Source organism: Mesorhizobium sp. M0159, assembly GCF_040322295.1.
GTDB lineage: Bacteria > Pseudomonadota > Alphaproteobacteria > Rhizobiales > Rhizobiaceae > Mesorhizobium.
Map to the genome: position 1 here is coordinate 30,571 of NZ_JAMYTF010000012.1, position 17,996 is coordinate 48,566.

Consider the following 17,996-nt stretch of genomic DNA (forward strand, 5'->3'; position numbering starts at 1 on the left):
CCATGGCCAACCTTGAAATCAGCTTCGACCCGTCGCGGATCGACTTCCGGGCGACGTCCGACATTTTGAAGGAGAGCTATTGGGGCAGCGGCCGCAGCGATGAACTGCACCGCCGCGCCTTCGCCAACTCACTGTGCGTCGGCGCCTATGTCGGCGGCAATCAGGTCGGCTTCGGCCGGGCGATCACCGACCGTACGGTATTTGCCTATCTCGCAGACATAATTGTCTGGCCCGGGTATCGCGGACAAGGCATCGGAACCCGGCTTGTCCAGGCGCTTATCGACCACTCGGACGTCAAGACGGTCACGCATTGGAGCCTGTCGACCAACGACGCCCATGCGGTTTACGAAAAGCTCGGCTTCAGGCCTTCCACCGACGGCCGCTATATGCGCTTCGACCGTATCCCGGCAACCTGAACAGAGGCAGCGCACAACCCGCGATTGTTGCAAAATCGTCTCACTGCTTGGACCAGATGCGCTTTTGGCTATCTACTGACTTGGCGCGGCGTTGAGGCGTCTCTATAAACACCTCTCCGCGATTCCCCTTCAGGAGGAACCGAATGCCAGGATTTGACATCGTTATGCGAGGCCGCGAAGCCTAGGTCTTGGTCAGTGCGCCGCGAGATAGCCTCGCGGCAAGGCTGAACCGAGGCAGGTATTTCGCCGCTGCCGGTCGCCGCCCCTCTACAGGGCCGCCAAATACGCCAAACCTCCGCATCTCCGGGCGCCAAACGGCGCCGACGCGGTTTTTCAATTTCTACTTTCGTGGGATCGGGCTCGTTTGCGCCCGAATGACATCATGACTCGTTTTCGAATAGATTTGCGCGCGGGCGCCTTTCGCAGCGTTCTTGGCTTCACGCTCAGCCATTGGCGGCGTCAGCCGTGGCGACTTGCCGGCATTATGGGCACGTTCCTGCTGTCGACCTTGGCCGACGTGCTGACGCCGCTCTATTCCGGCCGGCTGGTGGATGCCGTCGCCAGCAGTGCTGCGGCCGACGATGTTGCGTGGAACGCGGCGACAGCGGCCTTTTCGATGCTGGTGGCCCTGGCGCTCACCGGTGTCGTGCTGCGCAATCTCGCCTTCATGGCCATTGTCGAGCTGACGTTGAAGATGATGGCGGATATCGCCGCCGACGCCTTCCACCGCGTCCAGCGCTTCTCCACCGACTGGCACGCCAACAGCTTCGCCGGATCGACGGTGCGCAAGATAACGCGCGGCATGTGGGCGCTCGACCTGCTCAACGACACGATCCTGATCGCGCTGCTGCCATCGGTCGTCATGCTCGTCGGCTCGACGCTGCTGCTTGGCTGGTTCTGGCCGCTGATGGGTGCTGTCGTCGCCACCGGTTCGGTTCTGTTCATCGCGGTGACGACGATGCTGTCGCTTGGCTATGTCGCGCCCGCGGCAAGGCTTGCCAATGCGTGGGATACACGGCTCGGCGGCTCGCTGGCCGACGCGGTGAGCTGCAATGCCGTGGTCAAGGGTTTTGGCGCCGAGGAACGCGAGGAGACACGGCTTGCCGAGGTCGTCGCTAAATGGCGCGGTCGCACGCGCCGCACCTGGATGCGCGGCACCGTCAACGGCACCACGCAAGGGACGATGCTGCTGCTTTTGAGGGCAGCGGTTATCGGATTCTCCCTGCTGTTGTGGTCGTGGGGGCAGGCGAGCGCCGGCGATGTCGCCTTCGTGTTGACCTCATTCTTCGTGCTGCAAGGCTATCTGCGCGACATCGGCACACATATCCGCAATCTGCAGCGCTCGATCAACGACATGGAGGAACTGGTCGACTTCCAGTCCGAACCACTCGGCATCGAGGATCGGCCCGGAGCCAAACCGATCCGGATCACCGATGGCCGTATCACCTTCGACAAGGTCACGTTCCATTATGGCAGCCACCGCCTGCCGCTCTATCGCGACTTTTCGGTGGACATCGCGCCGGGCGAACGGGTTGGGCTGGTTGGCCATTCGGGCTCCGGCAAGACGACATTCGTCAAGCTGATCCAGCGCCTCTACGACGTGACTGCGGGCAATATCCTGATCGACGGCCAGGATATTGCCAATGTGGCGCAGGCGTCGCTGCGCGCACAGATCGCGATTGTCCAGCAGGAGCCGATCCTGTTTCACCGGTCGCTGGCCGAAAACATCGCCTATGCCCGGCCGGCCGCCATGCAGGCCGAGATCGAGCACGCGGCGCGATTGGCCAGCGCGCATGACTTCATCGCCAATTTGCCGAAAGGCTATGGCACGCTGGTCGGCGAGCGTGGCGTAAAGCTATCGGGTGGTGAGCGTCAACGCGTTGCAATCGCACGCGCCTTTCTTGCCGATGCGCGCATTCTCATCCTGGATGAGGCAACGTCGAGCCTCGATTCGGAATCGGAGGTGCTGATCCAGCAGGCGATGGAGCGCTTGATGGTCGGCCGCACGACGCTGGTCATTGCCCACCGGCTGTCGACGGTGCGGGCGCTGGACAGGCTTTTGGTGTTCGATCGCGGCCGCATCGTCGAAGAGGGCTCGCATGACCAGCTGATCCGGCTGCAAGGCGGCATCTACCGCCGGCTGTTCGAACGCCAGGCGCTTGAGCTGACCAAAGGCATGGTGATCTGACGGTTGCGGCGCCGCGCGTCCTGATGGACGCGTGGCGCTGCAGTCTTTTCTTCGCCTTCGTCATGTTCTATGTCTGCCGCCGAGCGCGGGGGCGCGTCTTGTCAATAGCAAAACCATCCGGTACGCCCCGCTCATGACAGTTACCGTCCGTTTCGCCCCGTCACCGACCGGCCGCATCCATATCGGCAATGCGCGCACCGCTCTGTTCAACTGGCTGTTCGCCATCAAGAACAAGGGCCGCTTCATCCAGCGCTTCGACGACACCGACGTTGCCCGTTCGACGCAGGAATTTTCCGACGCCATCCTTTATGACCTGCATTGGCTGGGCATCTTCCCCGACGCCACGGAGTATCAGTCGCGGCGGGTCGAAATCTATGATGCCGCACTGCAGAAGCTGAAGGAGGCGCGCCTCGTCTATGCCTGCTATGAGACGCCTGAAGAGCTCGACCTGAGGCGCAAGGTGCGCCGCACGCGTGGCCTGCCGCCAGTCTATGGCCGCGAGGCGCTGACGCTGGCACCCGAGCAGGTGGCGGAATATGAGGCCGATGGCCGGCGGCCGCACTGGCGCTTTCTGCTGCCCAACTTCAGCAGCGATCCGCTGCAGCCGGAGCGCACCGAAATCCAGTGGAACGACCTGGTGCGCGGCGAAGAGACCGTCGACCTCGCCTCGCTTTCAGACCCGGTTCTGCGGCGTGAGGACGGCACCTACCTCTATACATTGCCTTCGGTTGTCGACGACATCGACATGGGCGTCAGCCATGTCATTCGCGGCGACGACCACGTCACCAATACCGGCGTCCAGATAGCCCTGTTCCGAGCACTTGGCGCGGAGCCGCCGGTGTTCGGCCACCACAATCTCCTGACAACGGCATCAGGCGAGGGACTTTCGAAGCGCACCGGCGCGCTGTCCATCCAGAGCCTGCGTGAGAGCGGCATCGAGCCGATGGCGATCGCTTCGCTGGCGGTGCTCGTCGGCACCTCGGAAAACGTCGTGGCGGTGCCAACGATGGCCGAGCTAGCCGAGCGCTTCGATCCGGCTGCAACATCGAAATCCGCCGCCAAATTCGACCCGGACGAGCTCTTCGTGCTCAACCGCACGCTGCTGCATCACATGCCGTTTTCCGAGGCGCGCGACCGGCTGATCGTGCTCGGCATCTCCGGCGAACAGGCCGAGCCTTTCTGGCTGGCCGTGCGCGGCAATCTCGACAGGCTGGCCGATGCGGCGATCTGGTGGCGTACGCTTCGAGACGGTCCAGAGGAGCCGGCGGAGTTTTCCGACGATGACCGCGACTTTCTTCGCCAGGCGTTCGAACTGCTGCCGGAGGAGCCTTGGAACGGCACCGTCTGGAAAGACTGGACCGGCAAGATCCGAGAGGCGAGCGGCCGTAAGGGCAAGGCGCTGTTCATGCCGCTCAGGCTGGCGCTTACGGGACAGCCTTCGGGTCCGGAGCTTGCAGATCTGTTGCCGCTGCTGGGTCGGGAAGGAACGTTGGCCCGACGACCCTGACCTTGCGCTGTTCTGGCGGGGGCAGGGACGTCGGCGAAGGCACGGGCTTGACGGCAAGGCGTCTGATCGCCTCACGGTCGAGACCGTCTTGCGCATTGGCCAAGGACTCCGGGTCGGCGCCCGGATCAGGCCTAGCAACCGGCAGCGGAATGAACGGGGTACTCTCTACATTCGCCTCAGATTGTGCCCGGGTTGGCGGGTTGCCGGCGATGATCTCGAAATTCTGCGCGGCATTGCAGCCGCAGGTCGGCGGCCGCGGCATGTCGGACTGCTTGTAGAGGTAGGCCGTCGGCAGTTCGATATAAGGCCTGCCGGTCACCGAAGACGTCATGGACGCCGAATCGCCATTCATGCCGCGCGTGTAGAAAACCTGCATTTCTGTGCCGGGGCAGCTCGATTCGCAATTCTTCTGGTCGCGCTCGAAATCGCCCAGTGAGGCGGCATTCGACATCGGAAAGAAATAACCGTCGCAGGTCCGCACGCACATGGTGCGGAATTCGCCTCGCGGCTGGCCCAACTCGTCGGCGTTGTTGAGCATGGTGCGAATGTTGCGCGGCTGACTTAGTTCTTCAGCCTGGTCGGGCTCTTCAGGCTGATCGGGCGCACCGGGTTCAGTTGCGTCACTGCCCAAAAGCTGGTCGAGCAGGTTTCGCTTGCCGTTTTCACGGCTGGCTTCGCGGACCGGCGCGGGCGTCCGCGCCGCCCCATCATCGCGGCAGCCATTGGCGTCAAGCAACGTCAATATGCGCGCGCGATCGCGTCGCGAACCACCGCCGGCAAGGTCGGCGCGCTTGGCCTGGAGGGCGTCGAGATTGGCTGCCATGCGATCGATGGTGGCGTCGAGTGCCGCGCATGCATTGGCGTTGCGGCGAGACAGCGAAAAGCCGCAGCCGGCGCTGCTGGCCTGGCTGACGGCCTTTGAAATCTGCTGGCGCTGCCGGACGATTGCGTCGTCATATTTCCTGAGCAAAGCCGGTTTGCCGCCGCCACCACGAGAAGCGGCGGCAAGATCGGCTTCAAGCTGGCGGCAGAGGCGCGGAGCGGCCTGCGCCTGAGTGACGGCAATGCCGCACAGTAGCAGAGCGCCGAGCAGCGCGGCGGCCCGCGTCAGCTTCCAACATGCGCCCGTCATCCCTCCGAAACTCCGCCTGCCTGTCGTTCAGAAAGCTACCGCGCTTGCGGTTAACCGTTTGTTTAGCATACCGCCGATTCCGGCTTCATCCCAAATCGGATGGCTTGCGCCGGTGCGCGGCTTCGACCACGACCAGCGCTGTCATATCGACCACGCCGCACGACATACTCGGACAGAGCCACGACCGAGACATCCTGGCGATGCACGAAAAAGGCGTATTCGCCCAGAAGAATGCCCGGATCCAGAATGCCCGGAGGCTTGGCATGACCGCGATTACCCGTCGAGCCGCAGTGCAGTTTGGTCTTTTGTGCCTGGCGATGCCGGATGCCATGGCGCAGGAAAAGCCCATCACGCCGGATTGGGGTACCAAATTGGTCGAAGCTGCCCGTGAGCAGATCGGCGTCACCATGCTCTACGATCCGACCTATACACGCCTGGCCTATCCGGGCGGGGACGTTGGGCCCGAGCGGGGTGTGTGCACGGATGTCGTGATCCGTGCCTATCGCCGCGCCTTCGATCTCGACCTGCAAGAATTGGTGCATGAGGATATGCGGGCCAATTTTGCCGCCTATCCGAAGGCTTGGGGCTTGAAGGCGCCCGACCGCAACATCGACCACCGCCGTGTGCCCAACCTTGCGGTCTATTTCGAGCGGCGCGGTGCTGCCTTGCCCGTCAGCCAAGACCCGGCCGACTATCGGCCAGGGGATCTCATCGCCCAGATGCTGCCCGGCAATCTGTCGCATATTGCCATCGTGTCGTCCAATCGCTCCACTTTGGTACCGACAAGAAGACTGGTCATTCACAATATCGGCGGCGGCGCCAGGGAAGAGGACACTTTGTTTGCCTTCAGGCAGACAGGACATTTCCGGTTCAGGCCAATCTGAGAAAGCCCGCGGCTATTCCAGATCGACGATGGCTTGCGCCTTGTGCGCGGCTTCGACCACGGCCAGTGCCGTCATATTGACGACGCCGCGCGACGTCACCGACGGCGTCAATATATGCGCCGGGCTGTCGGTGCCGAGCAGGATCGGGCCGACATGCAGCGCGTCCATCATTGTGCGCAGCGCCGTCAGTGTGATGTTCGCCGAATCGAGATTGGGGAACACCAGCAGATTGGCTTCGCCTTTCAGCCGCGAATGCGGATAGACGCGTTGGCGCAGCTGCTCCGATAGTGCCGAGTCGGCATGCATCTCGCCGTCGCATTGCAGGTCGGGCGCGATGCGCGCCAGGATTGCCGCTGCCTGCCGCATCTTCATGGCGCTTGGCGAATCGCGAGAGCCGAAATCAGAATGCGAAAGCAGGGCTGCCTTGGGCTCGATGCCGAAACGCTGAATTTCCTCGGCCGCCAAAACGGTCATTTCCGCTATTTCTTCGGCGGTCGGGTCGACGGAGACATGGGTGTCGGTGAGGAAAATGATGCCGCGCTGCGAGATCAGCATGGAGAGCGTCGACAGGTCGCGATCCCTAATGCCGGCGCGTGGCCCGATGATCAACGTCACGTTGCGCAGATGGCGCTCGAATCGGCCTTCGAGGCCGCAGACCATGGCGTCGGCGTCGCCGCGCTTCAGGGCAAGGGCCGCGATCACCGTATTATCGGTGCGCACCATGGTGCGCGCGGCTTCCGTCGTCACCCCACGCCGGCCGGCAAGCTCGATCAAAAGGTCGACATAGTGGCGGTAACGCGGATCGTCTTCCGGGTTGATCAAGCCGAAATCGATGCCCGGCTTGATGCGCAGCCCGTAGCGCTTCAGCCGCACCTCGATGACATGCGGGCGGCCGATCAGGATCGGTTCGGCAATGCCTTCCTCGAGCACGACCTGCGCGGCGCGAAGCACGCGCTCGTCCTCGCCGTCGGCATAAATGACGCGCTTGGCGCTCGACGTCTTGGCCATCGAGAATACCGGCTTCATGACCAGGCCGGAGCGGAAGACGAAGCGGTTCAGCTTGTCGATATAGGCGGCGAAATCTGTGATCGGCCGGGTCGCGACGCCGGTCTCGCACGCTGCCTTGGCGACAGCAGGGGCAATGCGCAGGATCAGCCGCGGATCGAAAGGCGAGGGGATCAGGAACTCCGGACCAAAGATCGGCGTCTCGCCGGAATAGGCACGCGCGGCAACGTCGGACGGCTCTTCGCGGGCAAGCGCTGCAATCGCTCGCACGGCGGCCATTTTCATCTCTTCGTTGATGGCGCTTGCACCACAATCCAGCGCGCCACGGAAGATGTAGGGAAAACAGAGTACGTTGTTGACTTGGTTGGGGAAATCGGAGCGGCCTGTGCAGATCATCGCGTCGGGCCGTGCTGCCCGCGCCGCTTCCGGCATGATCTCGGGATTGGGGTTGGCCAGCGCGAGGATCAACGGCTTGGGCGCCATGTGGTGGAGCAGTTCCGGTTTCAGTACGCCGGCGGCAGACAGGCCGAGAAACACGTCGGCGCCGGGCAGAACGTCAGCCAGCGCGCGCGCCTCGGTATCCTTCACGTAGGGGTCTTTCCAGCGGTCCATCTCCTCGACGCGGCCCTTATGGGCGACCCCGAACCGGTCGGTGACCCAGATGTTTTCGACCCGCGCGCCGAGCGAGACCAGAAGGTTGAGGCACGCAAGCGCCGCAGCACCTGCGCCCGACGTGACGATCTTGATGTCGGAGATGGACTTGCCGGCGAATTCCAGCCCATTGAGCACAGCGGCGGCGACGATGATGGCGGTGCCGTGCTGGTCGTCATGGAAGACCGGTATGCCCATGCGGGCTTTCAACTGTTCCTCGACTTCGAAGCATTCGGGCGCCTTGATGTCTTCCAGGTTGATGCCGCCGAAGGTTGGTTCCAGCGCCGAGATCGTCTCGACCATGCGCTCGATGCCCGGTGCATCGATCTCGATGTCGAAGACGTCGATGCCGGCGAACTTCTTGAACAGTACGGCCTTGCCTTCCATCACCGGCTTGGAGGCGAGCGGACCGATATTGCCGAGGCCCAGCACCGCCGAACCGTTGGTGACAACGCCGACCAGATTGGCGCGGGCTGTATAGTCGGCGGCGGTTGCCGGGTCGTCGCGGATTTCAAGGCAGGGGGCGGCGACCCCCGGCGAATAGGCAAGCGCCAGGTCGCGCTGATTGCCCAGTGGCTTCGTCGCCTGGATTTCCAGCTTTCCGGGACGGGGGTGCTTATGGAAATAGAGCGCTGCTTCGTCGAGGTCGGATCGGGCCGCCTTCTTGCTTTCGCCTGTCATGACGGCCGCCTCCTCAGTTCAGTCCGTTTGGTGTTTTGAGTCTCTTAGCATGCAGCCGCAGCTTTTCGAGGGGTGATATGTCGCAAGCGCGACGCTCTGCCTCGCATTAGCCTAACTTTGCGATCTGCTGTGGAAGATGTTTGCGACGAAGTAGTGCTGCGGCGAGCTATGTCGGCGCCGGTTCGAATGATCATTATGTGTGGAGGGCGGTCGCTTAGTTCTCGACGATAAAGGTGCCGTCCGTGTCTTGGTAGACGAACAACTCGACGGCGTCGTGCTTTTGACGGTCGGTCGAGATCGCGACGAAGTCATCCCCTTCCAAGTGAAAGGTAATCTCTTGATCGGTAGATGTGACGCGTTCGATGTGCGAACCGCTTGCTGCGTCACTCATGCGCAGCGACACCTCTGAATAGGCGGTAAGGCCGGTGCCGTCGGAGAAAAGAACAGTAATCCCGTACCCTTCTTCACTTCTTCCAACGGACCGTATCGACTTGCCGATCATTCTTTCTGCGAAGGTTTTCACAGTACTCCTCCCGATCCGTCGTTAGGAGAAACAGGATCAGTCGGTGGCAGGCGAACCTTGGCTTTAGCAATCATCCATTCGACTACTTCAACGGAAACCTCGGGCTGACCTAAGGTAATCGTCATCTTTCCATCAATGTCCGAGAAAAAAATCTCGCCCACTATGTGATTGTCCTGGTCGACGAGCTCCAGGTACATGCCATCCCGTTGAACATCACTGCCAATCGTTGCTTCATAATTCCGCCCGGCCAGTTCAACCATGCCGCCAGTATCTGCGAAAGACGCAAGGCCCGCAATGGATGGAAAGCGGACGCTACAGTCCCGTCGAAAGGCGGCTCTGCAGCGCTTGCACCTCTTCTCGCGAAAGGGGCGCGCTCTCGTCTGACAGGAAGAACAGAACCTCCAAGACGCCCTCGTCCGCAAAGTTGAAGTCGTCGCTCATGATCAGCGCATCGGCAACATAGGCGGCGGCTTGGACCGGGAGCGTGCCGTCCGCCAGCCCGTTAACCAGCACGTCCACATGCCGACGGTCAATGATCGTATTTGGCCCCTCAGTGATGATGACATGCCCCACGGAGCCAGGCTTGGATGCGGCGGTCACGCATTCGGTCACTTCGGCTTCAATCTCCTGCCAAAGCTCGTCCGGTAGTTTGTCGCCGTTGAGGAAGGATACGAGGGACGAGTGTTGCATTGGCGGAGCTTATGCTGATGGCTACAACGTCCGCAATGGGTCGTTTCCCGCCGTTCCCAGCGGATACCAAAGCGTCAGATACCCACTAAAACGCGCTGACATAGAGGCCGCCGTCCACCGGTATGTTCTGTCCGGTCAGGTAGCCGGCATGGACCGAGCACAGAAAGGCGCAGATCTGGCCGAATTCCTCCGGTGTACCGAGCCGTTTGGCCGGAACGTTGGCTGCTGCTTGCGCTTTGCGCGCGGCGGCGGCGGCCGGATATTCGGGCGTGCCGGCCTCGTGCGGGCCGCGTAGCCGATCGGTGTCGAGTTTGCCCGGCAGCATGTTATTGATAGTCACGTTGCGGTCGATCACTGTCCGTGCGACGCCGGCCAGGAACGAAGTGAGGCCGGCGCGGGCGCCAGACGACAGGTCGAGGCCGGGGATAGGCACATAGACCGACAGCGAGGTGATGTTGACGATACGGCCGAAGCCGCGCGCCGCCATGCCGTCGATCACGGCCTGAACCAGTTCGACAGGGGTCACCATGTTCTGGGTGACGCCCTCGAGGATCTTTTCGCGGTCGAGCGCGCGGAAATCGCGAAACGGCGGACCGCCATTGTTGTTGACGAGGATGTCGGGATCGGGGCAGGCGGCAAGCAGCGCCTTCTGGACATCGGGCTTGGACACGTCGCCGACGATTTCGGTCACCTTGACGCCGAATTTCTCGCGCAGTTCAGCGGCAGTTTTGGCCAGCACGTCGGCGTTGCGGCCATTGACCACCAGATCGCAACCTGCCTCTGCCAGTGCCATGGCGCAGCCGCGTCCCAAGCCTTTGCTGGAAGCGCAGACGATGGCCTTCTTGCTGCGAATGCCGAGATCCATGGTGATTTTCTCCTCTGATTGCCGCGGCAACCTATCCGGATGGCTGGACCAATCGCAACCGTCATACGGTTGTTGCATGAATCGGGGCATAGGCTCAGGCGAAAGCAACGGTGACAAATGATGTCCGGCGCAGAGCCCCGCACTTTCCGCAGCATGTTCATCTCCGACGTCCATCTCGGATCGAAGGCGGCGAAGGCCGAGTTCCTGATCGATTTCCTGCGCCATCACGATGCCGATATCATCTATCTCGTCGGCGACGTCGTCGACGGCTGGCGCTTGAGACGGAGCTGGCATTGGCCGCAGAGCCACAATGACGTCGTCCAGAAGTTGCTGCGCAAGGCGCGCAAGGGCGCCAGTATCACCTACATCGCCGGAAACCATGACGAGTTCGCGCGCCAGTTCCAGGGCGTTCATTTCGGCGGCATTGTCGTCGCCGACCGCGCCATCCATGAGACCGCCGATGGCAAACGCCTTCTTGTCATCCATGGCGACCAGTTCGACACCGTCGTCCATAATGCGCGCTGGCTGGCCTATCTTGGCGACTACGCCTATGACGCGGCGATGCTGGTCAACCGCGTCATCACGCGCCTGCGCCAGGTGCTCGGCCTGCCTTACTGGTCGTTCTCGTCCTGGGCCAAGGTCAAGGTCAAGAAGGCGGTGAATTTCATCGGCTCGTTCCAGACCGTGCTGACCGAGGAGGCGCGCCGCTCGCATGTCGACGGCGTGATCTGCGGGCACATCCACCATGCCGCGATCGAAAGCTATGAGGACGTGCAATACATCAACACCGGCGATTGGGTGGAGAGCTGCACGGCGGTGGTCGAGCATTTTGACGGCCGGATGGAGATCCTGCACTGGGCGCATGTCCTGCCGGAGACTCCGGTCGGCAGCGAGGTGCTCGTGCCGATCGACATCAAGGGCAGGGCAGTCCAGGCGGCTTGACCAAATCCGGCCGCATCTCGCTTCAATCGGTTAGTCCAGCGGTTTCATCGACTTTTTCGCCGTGTTAAGCAGCGGCAGGTGTGGCGGGCCGACCCGGCTGAGTGCCGTGCCGACGGATCGCCTGTCAATGTCCTCGCTGCCGCCGCTTTCGCCCGAACAGCTCGTCAAGCCACGCCATTTCGAACTGCGCATGAGCTTGATCTTCTTTACGCTCTTCGTTCCGCTCGGGACGCATGTGCCGTATTTCCCGCTGTGGCTGCAGGCGAAGGGGTTCCATGCCGAACAGATAGCCGTGATCCTGGCCGCGCCGATGTTCCTGCGCGTGGCGACGACGCCTTTTCTTACTGCGCTGGCAGACAAAGCGAGCGACCGCGCCAATGTCTATGTTGCGCTGGTCGCCGCATCGCTGATCCTGTCCGCCGGCTACCTCCTGCCGCCGACCTACGCAACGGTACTTGCCGTGTCGCTGGCCCTGACGGTCGTCTGGACGCCGCATTCGCCGATTGCCGATTCGCTCGCCCTTTCAGGTGTTCGCCGCTTCGGCTCGAATTACGCAAGCATGCGCAAATGGGGCTCGATCTCCTATCTCTGCGCCAATCTCGCCGGCGGTTTCATCCTGTCGGCGAGCGGTGCCCAGGCTGTCCCGGTGATCATCTTCGCGGCGCTGTGTGCCGCGCTAGCCGCCGGACTGATTGCGCCGCGCCTCGGCCGTCCACGCCGCGCCTCGCCGCTTTCGGCCGCCGATATCCAGCAATCGGCACCGAAACTCCTCAACCGGTACTTCCTCTATTTTTCGACAGGCGTCGGCGTCATCACCGCCAGCCACGCATTTCTCTACGGTTTCGTGTCGATCTACTGGAAGTCGATCGGCATCAGCGATTCGGTTGTCGGGCTTCTGTGGGGGTGGGGCGTCGTCGCCGAGATATGCATGTTCGTCGTTTTCACCCGCGCTTTCGCCTCCTTCTCGGTCGTCTCGATCATGCTGATTGCCGGGATTGGCGCGATCGTGCGCTGGTTCGCCTTTCCGCTGATCTGGCCGCTTGGGCTTGGCGTTGGCGGGTTTTTCGCGATCCAGACGCTGCACGCGGTTTCGGTGGCGCTGGTGCTGATCGGCCTGCAAAAGATGATCGGTGAGACGGTCGCGGAAGAACGCACCGGGGCGGCGCAAGGCATCGCCTACTTCTCCAATGGCTTCTTCATGGCGGCGGCGACGCTGATTTCCGGTCCTCTTTACGACCGCTTCGGCGCGAATGGCTTCTTTGCGATGATCCCGATCGCCCTGACGGGCCTGGCTCTGATCGGACTTGCCGCGCGTTCAGCCCCACAGCGCCCGCTCGGGCGGTGACACCAGCGAACCTTGGTAGACGAGACCGGGAACGCGGTCGCGGGCCAGCAGCAGCGGACCGTCGAGATCGACGAAATCGGCATCCTGCGCCAACAGCACGGCCGGCGCCATCGCAAGCGATGTGCCGACCATACAGCCGACCATGACACCAAGACCCAGTTCGCGGGCGCGGTCGCGAAGCACGAGTGCAGCGGTCAGGCCACCCGATTTGTCGAGCTTGATGTTGACGGCGTCGTAAAGGCCGACAAGCGCTTCAAGGTCCTTCGCCTCGTGCACGCTTTCGTCGGCACAGATCGGTACCGGATGCGCAATGTGGCGAAGAATACCGTCATGTCCCGCCGGCAGCGGCTGTTCGATCAAGGCGATACCGTGCTCGGCGGCAAAGGCGAGGTTTGCGACGATATTGTCGTCATTCCAGCCCTCATTGGCGTCGAGAATGATTCGGCTGTCGGGTGCTGCCGCCGTCACTGCACGGATGCGCGCGATGTCGTTGTCGCCGCCGATCTTGACCTTGAGTAGCGGGCGCTGGGCGTTAGCGCGGGCCTGCGCCGCCATCGCCTCCGGCTCGTCGAGCGACAATGTATACGCCGTCTCAAGCGGTCGTAACGGAACGGTTCGTATCGTATGCGCCACCGGTGTTCCGCTGATCTTCGCTTCCAGGTCCCAGAGCGCGCAGTCGATGGCACTGCGTGCCGCGCCGGCAGGCATGGCATCGAGCAGGGCGATGCGGCTGATGCCGCGCGCGATCTCGCTGCGCATCGCCTCGATCGCGTCGCGCACACCCTCCATGGTTTCGCCATAGCGCTTGTAAGGAACGCATTCGCCGCGGCCTGTACGGCCGTTTTCGGCAATGGCGCAGGAAATCACCTCCGCTTCGGTCTTCGAGCCGCGCGAAATGGTAAAGGTCCCGGCTATCGGAAAGCGCTCGGCCTCGACCGAAATGACACGCGCCATATTTTTCTGCTCCAGCTGTGCGACAAGGAGGATATCGGCAAATCGACAGGTCGGCCCCGTCAGGCTAAACAGGATGCCATGTTGACCATCCGCAAACGCGACGCAAGCGGCCCTGCCACGGAGCCCGACCACCAGCCGCGCATCGCGATCGGCGAGGAGGGCGACGTTCTCGGCTGCGCTTTCTCGGGAACCTGGACGACACGTACCGTTGCCCTGGTCGATGCCGAGATGCGTAAGATCGAGAAGCGCGGCGGCTTCAAGACGCTGGCGCTCGACCTTTCACAAATCGAGAAGATGGACACTGCCGGGGCGTGGCTGATCGACCGCCTGGTCAGCAGCTTCGAAAAGAAGAGCGTCGAGATCACGATGCAGGGGCAAAGCGAGATTGCCTCGATCCTGCTCGGCGCCGTCGGTGATGCGGTCCGACGCGAGCCCGAATCAGGTCCGGCAAAGCCGCCCAACATCATCATTCGCGGGCTCGAGGCGGTTGGCCGGCGCGTTTATGAGATGCGCGACGATTTCCTGGCCGCAATGAATATCCTCGGCGCCACGATACGCGGCTCGCAGATGAAGCTTGGCCGTGGCCATGCCGTCAACATGGCGGCGATCTTCAACCAGATCGATCGCATGGGTGTCGGCGCCATACCGGTAGTCGTGCTGATGTCGGCCATCGTCGGTGCGATCGTCGCCCAGCAAGGCGCTTATCAGCTCAGCTATTTCGGCGCCGACATCTTCGTCGTCGACCTGGTCGGGGTGCTGATCCTGCGCGAGCTCGGCGTGCTGATGACGGCGATCATGATCGCCGGCCGCTCCGGCAGTGCGATCACCGCCGAGATCGGCTCGATGAAGATGCGCGAGGAGGTCGATGCGCTGAAGGTGATCGGTCTTAATCCAATCGGCGTGCTGGTGTTTCCGCGGCTGGTCGCGCTGGTCATCGCGCTGCCTTGCCTGACGATCGTCGCCAACTTTGCCGCGTTGGGCGGCGGCATTTTGGCTGCATGGCTCTACTCCGATATTGCACCGGCAGCGTTCATCGACCGGCTGCGTGTCGCAATCGACCTCAGCACCATCTTTGCCGGCCTGATCAAGGCGCCGTTCATGGCCATGATCATCGGCATAATTGCCTCGGTCGAGGGCATGAAGGTTGGCGGCAGCGCCGAATCGCTTGGCCAGCATGTGACCGCCTCAGTGGTGAAGTCGATCTTCGTGGTCATTATCCTCGACGGGCTTTTCGCCATGTTCTATGCAGCGATCGAGTTCTGACATGGCGCTGCCGGGCACAAACACGACCAAGGTGGCGGCGAAAGCCAAAGAAGACGAGATCGTGCTGTCGGCGCACGACATCACGGTGTCGTTCGGCGACCAGGTCGTTCTCGACAAATTGTCGCTCGATATCTGGCGCGGGGAGATTCTCGGCTTCGTCGGTGCCTCCGGTGCCGGCAAATCTGTTCTCTTGCGCACCATCCTTGGCTTGACGCGCAAGCAATCGGGAACAATCAAACTGTTCGGCGTTGACGTCGAGAAGGCAACCGAAAGGGAGCGCCTTCGCATCGACATGCGGCTTGGCGTGCTGTTCCAGCATGGCGCCCTTTTTTCGGCGCTGACGGTCCTCGAAAACGTCCAGGTGCCGATGCGCGAATATCTCGATTTGCCGAAGAAGCTGATGGACGAACTTGCCATGCTCAAGGTCGAGCTGGTCGGATTGCCGCCGGATGCGGCGCAGAAATTCCCCTCCGAGCTCTCCGGCGGCATGATCAAGCGTGCTGCGCTGGCGCGCGCCCTGGCACTCGACCCGGATATCGTTTTCCTCGACGAACCGACGTCCGGGCTCGATCCGATCAGCGCGGCTGAGTTCGACGAATTGGTCGTCAAGCTGCGCGATACGATGGATTTGACCGTGTATATGGTCACACACGATCTCGACACGCTGTTTACGGCGTGCGACCGCGTGGCGGTGCTCGGCAACAAGAAAATGCTGGTCGAGGGCACGATCGACGACATGCTCAGGAGCGAGGAACCCTGGGTAAAATCCTATTTCCGCGGAAAACGCGCCCGGCAACTTGATCTTGCGGCGCGCGCATAGCCATAAGTGAGCAATGGAAACCAGGGCCAACTACGTCATTGTCGGCATTTTCACGCTGGCCGCGATCCTCGCGGCTTTCGCTTTCGTCTATTGGACGGCGGCAATCGGCGAAAAGGGTGAGACGACGGTGCTGCGCGTGCGCATTCCAGGCTCCGCTTCGGGGCTCGGCCGTGGCAGCTTCGTGCTGTTCAATGGCGTCAAAGTCGGCGACGTGCGCCGTGTCTATATCGACGTCGACAATCCGACCGCTGCTATCGCCGACACCGAAATAGACCGGAATACGCCTATCACCAAATCGACGCAGGCCGATATCGGGCTTGCCGGCCTCACCGGCCAGGCCAACATCGAGCTCAAGGGCGCCGACCCCAAAGAGCCAAAACTTCTCGACGAGGCGGAAAAGGAAGGCCGTGTCGCCGAGATCGTTGCCAACCCGTCGGCGGTCACCAATCTGCTACAGACAGCGCAGAACATCTTCACCCGCGCCGACAAGGTCCTTTCGGAGCTCGAAGGCTTCACCAAGGATGTTCGCGGGCCGCTGACGCAGACCGTCAACAATGTCCAGACCTTCTCCGATGCACTGGCCAGGAATGCGGACGGCGTCGACAAGTTCCTGGCCAGCGTCAGCTCGCTGGCGGACGAACTGAAGGGTGTTTCGGGCAAGCTCGACGGCACCCTGAAGGCGGCGGAAGGGCTACTCAACGCCGTCGACAAGGACCAGATCAAGAGCATCGTCGCCAATGTCGACACGGTCACTTCCAACCTCAAGGAAACCAGCAAGCAGTTCGACACGGTCATCAAGAACGTGGACACCGCAGTAGGCTCGATCAACGAGTTCGCCCAGAAGACGCAAGGCACGCTGGCCAAGGTCGACGGCGTTCTCGACGGCATCGATCCGGCTGAGGTTCGCACCGCGCTGGCCAATATCCAGAAGGCCAGCGAAAACGCCAATGAAGCTGCCGCCGACATCGCCAAGGTGACCAACAAGTTCGCCAACCGGGCCGACGACATCGACGAAACCATCAAAGACGCGCACCAGCTCGCAGGACGCCTCAACGATGCCTCGGTGCGAGTCGACGGTATCCTTGCCAAGGTCGACAAACTGCTCGGCTCCGGTCAGGCCGACGGCGTCATGGCCGATGCCAGGGCGACGCTCAAATCGTTCAAGCAGGTCGCCGACACGCTGAACGCCCGCCTCGGCACCATCACCGACAATCTGGCGCGGTTCTCGGGACAGGGGCTGCAAAACGTCGAATCGCTGGTCCAGGACAGCCGTCGTTCGATCAACCGCATCGAAGAGGCGGTGACCGACCTCAGCCGCAATCCACAGCGGATCCTGTCCGGCGGCGAGGGTGAGGTCCGGCAGTTCGACGGCAGGGTGCGCCGTTGACTTCGGCCTGCGCCCACCGCAAGAACATAGCTTGCGGATGCGCGTTGTTTCCACGATCCGGGGGGGATCGCGTTTGAAGTCGATCAGTTCAGGCAGCGTCAGATCGAGTGGGTTCAAGGCCGGAGCGGCACTGCTGGCGCTTTCGCTCGCCGGCTGCGCGGCGCTGGGCGGCAAGCCGGCGCCGCTGGATACGTTTGAGCTTTCGGCGCCGTCGCTGGAAGCGCGTGCCCACAGCCGTCGCCAGATACTCATCGCTCAGCCATCGGCGCTCAAGGCGCTGGACAGCCAGAACATCGTCATTAAGCCATCGCCGCGATCGATCCAGTATCTCAAGGGCGCGCAATGGGCCGACCGGCTGCCGATGATCGTACAGGCGCGGCTGGCAGAGACGTTCCAGCGCTCGGGCAGCTTCACCGGCGTCGGCAAGCCAGGCGAGGGGCTGGCGATCGACTATCAGGTGATCGTCGAGATCCGCTCGTTCGAGGTGCGTGTCGACGGTGGCGAACATGCCGAGGTCGAGCTGTTCGTGCGCCTGTTGAACGATCGCAACGGTGAAGTGCGGTCTTCGAAGACGTTTAGCGCAATCGCGCCCGTTTCGGGCAATGGCAACCAGGCCTATGTCGGCGCGCTCGATGCCGCGTTCGGCGATGCGGCAGGGCAAATCGTCCGCTGGACGGACACCGTGATCTGACACAGCCGGAACTGCCGGCACGGCACTCTACAGCGCCAATGGAATTCAGTAC

At 62.3% G+C, this 17,996-nt stretch carries 17 protein-coding genes; 10 read left to right on the forward strand and 7 right to left on the reverse strand.

The features are described from left to right. Positions 1-2 precede the first annotated feature (2 nt). From NKJ32_RS14670 to gltX, 3 genes are all read left to right on the forward strand, one after another. Positions 3-416: a GNAT family N-acetyltransferase gene (locus tag NKJ32_RS14670; protein ID WP_352619846.1), complete on the forward strand. Its 414-nt coding sequence runs from the start codon at positions 3-5 to the stop codon at positions 414-416. Positions 417-798: 382 nt separating this feature from the next. Further along, the gene (locus tag NKJ32_RS14675) at positions 799-2,604 is read left to right on the forward strand and encodes an ABC transporter ATP-binding protein (protein ID WP_352568776.1); all 1,806 of its coding nucleotides are present in this window, start codon (positions 799-801) and stop codon (positions 2,602-2,604) included. Positions 2,605-2,737: 133 nt separating this feature from the next. Further along, entirely contained in the window at positions 2,738-4,111 is a 1,374-nt protein-coding gene (gene gltX, locus NKJ32_RS14680; protein ID WP_352568775.1) for a glutamate--tRNA ligase, read from the forward strand. On the opposite strand, the gene NKJ32_RS14685 is transcribed toward gltX, so the two are convergent. Then, on the reverse strand, positions 4,029-5,243 hold the full coding sequence (locus NKJ32_RS14685) for a DUF2865 domain-containing protein (protein WP_352568774.1): 1,215 nt from the start codon (positions 5,241-5,243) through the stop codon (positions 4,029-4,031). The two genes, gltX and NKJ32_RS14685, sit on opposite strands and share 83 nt — an antisense overlap. Positions 5,244-5,506: 263 nt before the next feature. Here NKJ32_RS14685 and NKJ32_RS14690 point away from each other — a divergent pair, with 263 nt between their 5' ends. Beyond that, positions 5,507-6,127 carry a DUF1287 domain-containing protein gene (locus NKJ32_RS14690; protein WP_051406245.1) on the forward strand — a complete coding sequence of 207 codons (621 nt, stop codon included), beginning with the start codon at positions 5,507-5,509 and terminating at the stop codon, positions 6,125-6,127. A gap of 12 nt (positions 6,128-6,139) precedes the next feature. On the opposite strand, the gene NKJ32_RS14695 is transcribed toward NKJ32_RS14690, so the two are convergent. The 5 genes from NKJ32_RS14695 to NKJ32_RS14715 form a co-directional block, all read right to left on the reverse strand. After that, on the reverse strand, positions 6,140-8,464 hold the full coding sequence (locus tag NKJ32_RS14695; RefSeq protein WP_352568773.1) for an NADP-dependent malic enzyme: 2,325 nt from the start codon (positions 8,462-8,464) through the stop codon (positions 6,140-6,142). Positions 8,465-8,678: 214 nt separating this feature from the next. Beyond that, on the reverse strand, positions 8,679-8,987 hold the full coding sequence (locus NKJ32_RS14700) for a hypothetical protein (RefSeq protein WP_352568772.1): 309 nt from the start codon (positions 8,985-8,987) through the stop codon (positions 8,679-8,681). Continuing rightward, positions 8,984-9,247, reverse strand: coding sequence for a hypothetical protein (locus NKJ32_RS14705; protein WP_352568771.1), 264 nt, complete (start codon positions 9,245-9,247; stop codon positions 8,984-8,986). The genes NKJ32_RS14700 and NKJ32_RS14705 overlap by 4 nt, the downstream gene beginning before the upstream one ends. A 52-nt stretch (positions 9,248-9,299) precedes the next feature. Further along, a complete protein-coding gene (locus NKJ32_RS14710; RefSeq protein ID WP_352568770.1) occupies positions 9,300-9,599 on the reverse strand; it encodes a hypothetical protein in 300 nt (99 codons plus the stop codon). Between the two features lie 163 nt (positions 9,600-9,762). Next, on the reverse strand, positions 9,763-10,542 hold the full coding sequence (locus NKJ32_RS14715; RefSeq protein ID WP_352785330.1) for an SDR family oxidoreductase: 780 nt from the start codon (positions 10,540-10,542) through the stop codon (positions 9,763-9,765). Positions 10,543-10,662: 120 nt separating this feature from the next. Here NKJ32_RS14715 and NKJ32_RS14720 point away from each other — a divergent pair, with 120 nt between their 5' ends. Continuing rightward, positions 10,663-11,484 carry a UDP-2,3-diacylglucosamine diphosphatase gene (locus NKJ32_RS14720; RefSeq protein ID WP_352785327.1) on the forward strand — a complete coding sequence of 274 codons (822 nt, stop codon included), beginning with the start codon at positions 10,663-10,665 and terminating at the stop codon, positions 11,482-11,484. 127 nt (positions 11,485-11,611) lie between these two features. Continuing rightward, positions 11,612-12,829 (forward strand): MFS transporter, encoded by a 1,218-nt coding sequence (locus NKJ32_RS14725; RefSeq protein WP_352540619.1) that lies wholly within the window; start codon positions 11,612-11,614, stop codon positions 12,827-12,829. Here the strand turns inward: NKJ32_RS14725 and dgcA are convergent. Beyond that, positions 12,800-13,783, reverse strand: coding sequence for an N-acetyl-D-Glu racemase DgcA (dgcA, locus tag NKJ32_RS14730; RefSeq protein WP_352785324.1), 984 nt, complete (start codon positions 13,781-13,783; stop codon positions 12,800-12,802). The two genes, NKJ32_RS14725 and dgcA, sit on opposite strands and share 30 nt — an antisense overlap. Before the next feature lie 78 nt (positions 13,784-13,861). On the opposite strand from dgcA, the gene NKJ32_RS14735 reads away from it, so the two are divergent. The 4 genes from NKJ32_RS14735 to NKJ32_RS14750 are packed head-to-tail and all read left to right on the forward strand — an operon-like array spanning position 13,862 to position 17,944. Continuing rightward, positions 13,862-15,046 (forward strand): MlaE family ABC transporter permease, encoded by a 1,185-nt coding sequence (locus NKJ32_RS14735; RefSeq protein WP_352568764.1) that lies wholly within the window; start codon positions 13,862-13,864, stop codon positions 15,044-15,046. 1 nt (position 15,047) lies between these two features. Next, positions 15,048-15,866 (forward strand): ABC transporter ATP-binding protein, encoded by an 819-nt coding sequence (locus NKJ32_RS14740; protein WP_352568763.1) that lies wholly within the window; start codon positions 15,048-15,050, stop codon positions 15,864-15,866. 13 nt (positions 15,867-15,879) lie between these two features. Continuing rightward, positions 15,880-17,253, forward strand: coding sequence for an MlaD family protein (locus NKJ32_RS14745; RefSeq protein WP_023679998.1), 1,374 nt, complete (start codon positions 15,880-15,882; stop codon positions 17,251-17,253). Between the two features lie 37 nt (positions 17,254-17,290). Further along, entirely contained in the window at positions 17,291-17,944 is a 654-nt protein-coding gene (locus NKJ32_RS14750) for an ABC-type transport auxiliary lipoprotein family protein (protein WP_352568761.1), read from the forward strand. Positions 17,945-17,996: the final 52 nt, after the last annotated feature.

Bases quoted from the DNA above. Each gene is read 5' to 3' on its own strand.
- NKJ32_RS14695 (WP_352568773.1), bottom strand. From the start codon at position 8,464: ATGACAGGCGAAAGCAAGAAGGCGGCCCGATCCGACCTCGACGAAGCA.
- gltX (WP_352568775.1), top strand. From the start codon at position 2,738: ATGACAGTTACCGTCCGTTTCGCCCCGTCACCGACCGGCCGCATCCAT.
- NKJ32_RS14670 (WP_352619846.1), top strand. From the start codon at position 3: ATGGCCAACCTTGAAATCAGCTTCGACCCGTCGCGGATCGACTTCCGG.
- NKJ32_RS14685 (WP_352568774.1), bottom strand. From the start codon at position 5,243: ATGACGGGCGCATGTTGGAAGCTGACGCGGGCCGCCGCGCTGCTCGGC.
- NKJ32_RS14735 (WP_352568764.1), top strand. From the start codon at position 13,862: ATGTTGACCATCCGCAAACGCGACGCAAGCGGCCCTGCCACGGAGCCC.
- dgcA (WP_352785324.1), bottom strand. From the start codon at position 13,783: ATGGCGCGTGTCATTTCGGTCGAGGCCGAGCGCTTTCCGATAGCCGGG.
- NKJ32_RS14725 (WP_352540619.1), top strand. From the start codon at position 11,612: ATGTCCTCGCTGCCGCCGCTTTCGCCCGAACAGCTCGTCAAGCCACGC.
- NKJ32_RS14715 (WP_352785330.1), bottom strand. From the start codon at position 10,542: ATGGATCTCGGCATTCGCAGCAAGAAGGCCATCGTCTGCGCTTCCAGC.
- NKJ32_RS14750 (WP_352568761.1), top strand. From the start codon at position 17,291: ATGCGCGTTGTTTCCACGATCCGGGGGGGATCGCGTTTGAAGTCGATC.
- NKJ32_RS14720 (WP_352785327.1), top strand. From the start codon at position 10,663: ATGTCCGGCGCAGAGCCCCGCACTTTCCGCAGCATGTTCATCTCCGAC.
- NKJ32_RS14745 (WP_023679998.1), top strand. From the start codon at position 15,880: ATGGAAACCAGGGCCAACTACGTCATTGTCGGCATTTTCACGCTGGCC.
- NKJ32_RS14705 (WP_352568771.1), bottom strand. From the start codon at position 9,247: ATGGTTGAACTGGCCGGGCGGAATTATGAAGCAACGATTGGCAGTGAT.
- NKJ32_RS14675 (WP_352568776.1), top strand. From the start codon at position 799: ATGACTCGTTTTCGAATAGATTTGCGCGCGGGCGCCTTTCGCAGCGTT.
- NKJ32_RS14690 (WP_051406245.1), top strand. From the start codon at position 5,507: ATGACCGCGATTACCCGTCGAGCCGCAGTGCAGTTTGGTCTTTTGTGC.
- NKJ32_RS14740 (WP_352568763.1), top strand. From the start codon at position 15,048: ATGGCGCTGCCGGGCACAAACACGACCAAGGTGGCGGCGAAAGCCAAA.